Here is a 5,085-nt window from a genome sequence, read left to right as displayed (position 1 = left end):
ACTTTCGGCGGTCGATCCCGGGTTTCGCGAGGAGAGGCTTCTCACGATGAAGCTCGACCTCGGCGGCGCGGGATGGCACACCCGCGCGGAGGTTCGCGCTTTCGCCGCGTCGCTCGAAGAGAGGGTCGCCGCGCTTCCCGGTGTCGTCTCCGCGAGCGCGACGAGCCGGCTGCCGGTCAGCGGCGGCGATCCGAACGGGAGCCTGACCGTCGAAGGAGGGACCGCGCCGGATCGCCTCCCGGCCGCGAGCTTCCGGCGGGTCCTCCCCGGGTACTTCCGCACGATGGGAATCCCCCTCGTCCGGGGCCGCGACCTCGACCTCCGCGACAGCGGGAGCCCGATGGTCGTCGTCGTCAACAAGTCCCTCGCGGACCGCTACTGGCCTGGACTCGATCCGATCGGGCGGCGAATCAAGGTCGGCCCCGCCGAACGCGAGCCCTGGCTGAAGATCGTCGGCGTCGTCGGCGACGTGCGCAACGTCGGCCTCGACGAAGGCGCTCTCCTCGCGACGTACGAGCCGTTCACGCAGCGCCCCACCGAGCTTCTCACCCTGGTCGCGCGCGTGGCCGGCGGCGGGGAAGGAACGTCGGCCACGGTTTCCCGGGTGGTCCGGGCGGTGAACTCGAGAATCGCCGTCTACGACGCCGCGTGGATGACCGACCGCATCCGCCGGTCGCTCGCGCCGAGAAGGACGTACACGATGGCGAGCGCCTTCTTCGCGGGAGTGACGCTCGTTCTCGCCGCCCTCGGCCTCTTCGGGCTGCTCTCGGCCGCCGTCACCGGGCGGACGCGCGAAATCGGCGTCCGGGTAGCGGTCGGCGCCCGCGCCGCCGACATCCGGAGCCTCGTCCTCCGCTGGGGCGGACGGCGCCTTCTCGCCGGCGCGGCGATCGGGGCTCCCGCGTCGCTCGCGGCGGCCCGGCTCCTGGCTCTCCGCGTACCCGGAGCGCTCTTCGCCGTGACCGCGTCGGACGGCGCGACCTTCGCCGCCGTGACCGCTCTCCTGGGGCTCGTCGGCCTCGCGGCGGCGTTTCTCCCCGCTCGCCGCGCCGCGCGGATCGATCCGATGACGGCGCTCCGAGCGGAATAGACTGCCTGCACCACGAAAGGAACACGATGATCGAGCTCTCCCGCGTCGAAAAGTTCTACCCCACGGGACCGACGAAGACCTGGGTCCTCCGCCAGATCGATCTCCGGATCGACGAAGGGGAATTCGTGTCGATCATGGGGCCGTCGGGATCCGGAAAGACCACGCTCCTCTCGATCATGGGGATGCTCGACGCCGATTGGTCGGGCGAATACCGGTTTCTCGGCGAGCCGATCCATCAGCTCAAGACCAAGCAGCGCGCGGAGATCGCGAAGAAAAACGTCGGCTTCGTCTTCCAGCAGTACCACCTCCTCGACAACCTGACGGTGCGCGAGAACCTGGACGTTCCCCTTTCCTACCGGAACGTGAAGGGCTCCGAGCGCGCCGCGATGGTCGCCGATATGCTCGACCGCTTTCAGATCGTCGGAAAGAAGGACCTGTTCCCCACGCAGCTTTCCGGCGGCCAGCAGCAACTCGTCGGGGTGGCGCGCGCGCTCATCGCGAACCCGAAGCTGATCCTCGCCGACGAGCCGACCGGCAACCTCCACTCTGACCAGGGCCGCGAGATCATGGAGCTCTTCAAGAAATTGAACGCCGCGGGCACGACGATCGTCCAGGTGACGCATTCGGAATCGAACGCCGCGTACGGGAACCGGATCGTGCGGCTCAAGGACGGCTGGCTCGTCAAATGAGAGAGGTGCGGCGATAGCTCGAGCGATTACGCGCGTCCTCGACCGCCGGCCCCTGTGACGTACGCTCCCGGTACGCCTTCGGGGCCGGCGGCCTGTGGGTGCGCGTCTCGCTCGGCTCTCGCCGCACCTCATCCATTCGGCAGAGTCGTCCCTTCGCACGAACGGAGCCTCGTCTCCCGCTGCTAAGCTAACGAGCCGATGCGTACGCCCGCTTCCGCGCGGATCCTGATCGCCGACGACCAGCCCGACGTCCTGGAGGCGCTGCGGCTTCTCCTGAAGACGGATCGCTACGCGACGGAGACCGCCTCGTCCCCCGCCGCCGTTCTCGACGCGGTCCGGCGGCGCGAGTACGACGCCCTGCTCATGGACCTGAACTACGCGCGGGACACGACGTCGGGAGAGGAGGGGCTCGACCTCCTGACCCGGCTCCGGGAGGTCGACGAGCATCTCCCGGTCGTCGTGATGACGGCCTGGGGCTCGATCGACCTGGCCGTCGAGGCGATGCGGCGCGGCGCCCGCGACTTCATCCAGAAGCCGTGGGACAACGCGCGATTGCTCGCGACGGTCCGCACGCAGGTGGAGCTCGGCGCCGCGCTCCGGCGGGGCCGCCGGCTCGAGGCGGAGAACCGGGCCCTGCGGGAGATCGCCCCGTCCTTCATCGCCGATTCGCCCGCCATGCAGCCGGTCCTCCAGATGATCACGCGCGTCGGTCCGACCGACGCCAACGTGCTCGTGACCGGCGAGAGCGGGACCGGAAAAGGCCTCGTCGCGCAGGCGCTCCACGCGGCGTCGTCGCGCGCCGCCGGCCCGTTCGTCGCCATCAACATGGGCGGGCTCCCGGAAGGGATCTTCGAGAGCGAGCTCTTCGGCCACGTGCGCGGCGCCTTCACCGACGCGAAGGCCGACCGGATCGGCCGTTTCGAGCTCGCGAGCGGCGGGACGCTCTTCCAGGACGAGATCGCGAACCTGACGCTCGCTCAGCAGGCGCGCCTCCTGCGGGTGATCGAAACGGGGGAGTTCGAGGCGGTCGGCTCCTCCCGGACGCGCAAGGTGGACGTCCGGATCGTCAGCGCGACCAACGCGGACCTCCGCTCCGAGGTCGCGGCCGGCCGGTTCCGGCAGGACCTCCTGTTCCGCTTGAACACCGTCGAGATCTTCCTGCCGCCGCTGCGGGAGCGGCGCGACGACCTCCCGGCGCTGGCCGAGCACTTCCTGAGGCAGAACGCGGTCAAGCATCGCAAGTCGATCGCCGGGTTCTCGGCCGCGGCGGTCGAAGCGATGCGCGGGTATCCCTGGCCCGGCAACGTGCGAGAGCTCGAGCACGTCGTCGAACGCGCGGTGCTGATGTCCGACGGGCGTGAGATCCGCGCCGCCGACCTCGGCCTGTCTCCCGCCGGCGGCCCGACGCCCGGCGTCGAGGAAATGAGCCTCGAGGACGTCGAGACGCTCCTCATCCGCAAGGCGCTCTCGCGTTTCGACGGCAACGTCAGCCGGGCGGCCGAATTCCTGGGGCTGTCGCGGAGCGCCCTGTACCGGCGCCTCCAGCGCTACGGCCTATGACGGGCCGCCGGTCTCCCGTCCCGCCGAGACCGTGAGGAAGGAACGCCCCCGTCACGAATCGCAGGTGCTGCGGCTCGCGCTCGCCGGCGGGCTTCCCGCGCTCGCGGCGTGCGCTCTCCTGCTGTGGAGGAGTCGAATCGACTCGCGCATCGCGATTCCTGTGGTCGTCGTTCTCGCCGCGGTCTGGCTCGGCTTCGCGTTCGCCGTTCGCGGACGCGTCGTCCGGTCGCTCCAGACGGTCGCGAACCTGATCGGAGGCCTCCGCGAGAGCGACTACTCCGTCCGGGGGCGCGAGATCGGCGGAGACGACGCGATGGGTGACGTGGTCTGGGAGATCAACCAGCTCACGCAGATCCTCCAGGAGCAGCGCTTCGGCGCGATCGAATCGGCGGCGCTCCTGAAAGCCGTCATGACGAAGATCGAGATCGCGATCCTGGCGTTCGACGACGAGGAGCGCGTGCGGCTCGCCAACCGCGCCGGCGAGAGGCTCCTCGGCGCGCCGATCGACCGTCTTCTCGGCCGAACCGCGAGCGAGCTCGGGATCGCCGACTGGCTGACCGGTCTTTCGGCGAAGACCATCCAGGGCCCGATCGCCGGCCGGACGGGGCGGTGGGCCGTCCGGCGATCGGTCTTTCGCGAGAAGGGACGCCCGCAGCAGCTCGTCGTGGTCGCCGATCTCAAGCTCGCGCTCCGCGAAGAGGAGCGGCAGGCGTGGCAGAGGATCATCCGCGTCCTCGGCCACGAGCTCAACAACTCGCTGGCGCCGATCCAGTCGATCGCCGAAAGCCTGCAGGGGATCGCCCGCCGGGGCGACCGGCCCGAGGACTGGGAATCGGACCTGCGGCGGGGGCTGCAGGTGATCGGCGCCCGCGCCGCCGCGCTGTCGCGGTTCATGGAGGGCTATCGCCAGCTCGCGCGCCTTCCCGCCCCTCAGCCGCGGGCGGTCGCGCTCGAACAGCTCGCGCGCCGCGTCGCCGGTCTCGAGACCCGCCTGGACGTCGAAGTGCGCCCGGGGCCGCCCGCGGTTCTCGAGGCCGACGCCGACCAGATCGAGCAGCTCCTGATCAATGTCGTCCGGAACGCGGCGGACGCCGCCCTCGAGACCCGGGGCGGCGTGGTCCTCTCCTGGCGGAATCAGCCCGACGAGGTCGAAATCACGGTGACCGACGGCGGCCCGGGCCTGGCGAACACCGCGAACCTTTTCGTCCCCTTCTTCACGACGAAGCCGGGCGGCTCCGGCATCGGCCTCTCGCTTTCGCGCCAGATCGCCGAGGCGCACGGCGGATCGCTCGCCCTCGAGAACCGGGCGGATGCGAAGGGTTGCGTGGCCCGGCTGGTGCTGCCGCTCGCCGCCTCCGGCGTTTCATAGGCAGGCGCGGCGATGCATCGAGCCGGGCGGGCGTGTGCCAGCCGCCCGCGGCCTTAACGTACGCCGCCGGTACGCCGCGGCCGCGGGCCGGCTGGCCCGCATCCCGCCGGGCTCGCGCCTCGCCGCGCCTCTGCGGCCTTCGGATCGCAATCGGCGACTATTCGTTCCACCCTAGCCGATGTCGGCGCCGCCGGCGATCTTCTCGGCATGTGCGATGCTCACACACGTGGATGGCGTATGACGGAAGCGGCCACGTTCCAATACACCGATTCTTTTCAGCTGAAGACCTTCGGTTTTCCGATCGCCTTTACGGCGCTCACCTTCTGGCTGGCCTGGAATGCGACTCTTCCGGTCCGGGTGATGCTGGCCATCTTCTG

4 protein-coding genes are annotated in these 5,085 nt (G+C 70.2%); all 4 read left to right on the top strand.

The window, feature by feature from the left end; all coding sequences use genetic code 11:
* Nucleotides 1-1,090 (top strand): FtsX-like permease family protein (locus VKH46_03315; protein ID HKB69845.1); only part of this gene is annotated, 1,090 nt, incomplete at its 5' end.
* A 26-nt stretch (nucleotides 1,091-1,116) separates the two neighbouring features.
* Nucleotides 1,117-1,779, top strand: a complete 663-nt coding sequence (locus VKH46_03310; GenBank protein ID HKB69844.1) for an ABC transporter ATP-binding protein — start codon at nucleotides 1,117-1,119, stop codon at nucleotides 1,777-1,779.
* A gap of 198 nt (nucleotides 1,780-1,977) precedes the next feature.
* Nucleotides 1,978-3,339, top strand: coding sequence for a sigma-54 dependent transcriptional regulator (locus VKH46_03305; protein ID HKB69843.1), 1,362 nt, complete (start codon nucleotides 1,978-1,980; stop codon nucleotides 3,337-3,339).
* Nucleotides 3,340-3,370: 31 nt separating this feature from the next.
* A complete protein-coding gene (locus VKH46_03300) occupies nucleotides 3,371-4,708 on the top strand; it encodes an ATP-binding protein (GenBank protein HKB69842.1) in 1,338 nt (445 codons plus the stop codon).
* The last annotated feature ends 377 nt before the right edge of the window (nucleotides 4,709-5,085 follow it).

This window comes from Thermoanaerobaculia bacterium (assembly GCA_035260525.1).
Taxonomy (GTDB): Bacteria; Acidobacteriota; Thermoanaerobaculia; order UBA5066; family DATFVB01; genus DATFVB01.
Note: the sequence above shows the minus strand (reverse complement) of the source record. Positions and strands in the feature narration are given on the sequence as shown.

Bases quoted from the DNA above. Each gene is read 5' to 3' on its own strand.
- VKH46_03310 (HKB69844.1), top strand. From the start codon at position 1,117: ATGATCGAGCTCTCCCGCGTCGAAAAGTTCTACCCCACGGGACCGACG.
- VKH46_03305 (HKB69843.1), top strand. From the start codon at position 1,978: ATGCGTACGCCCGCTTCCGCGCGGATCCTGATCGCCGACGACCAGCCC.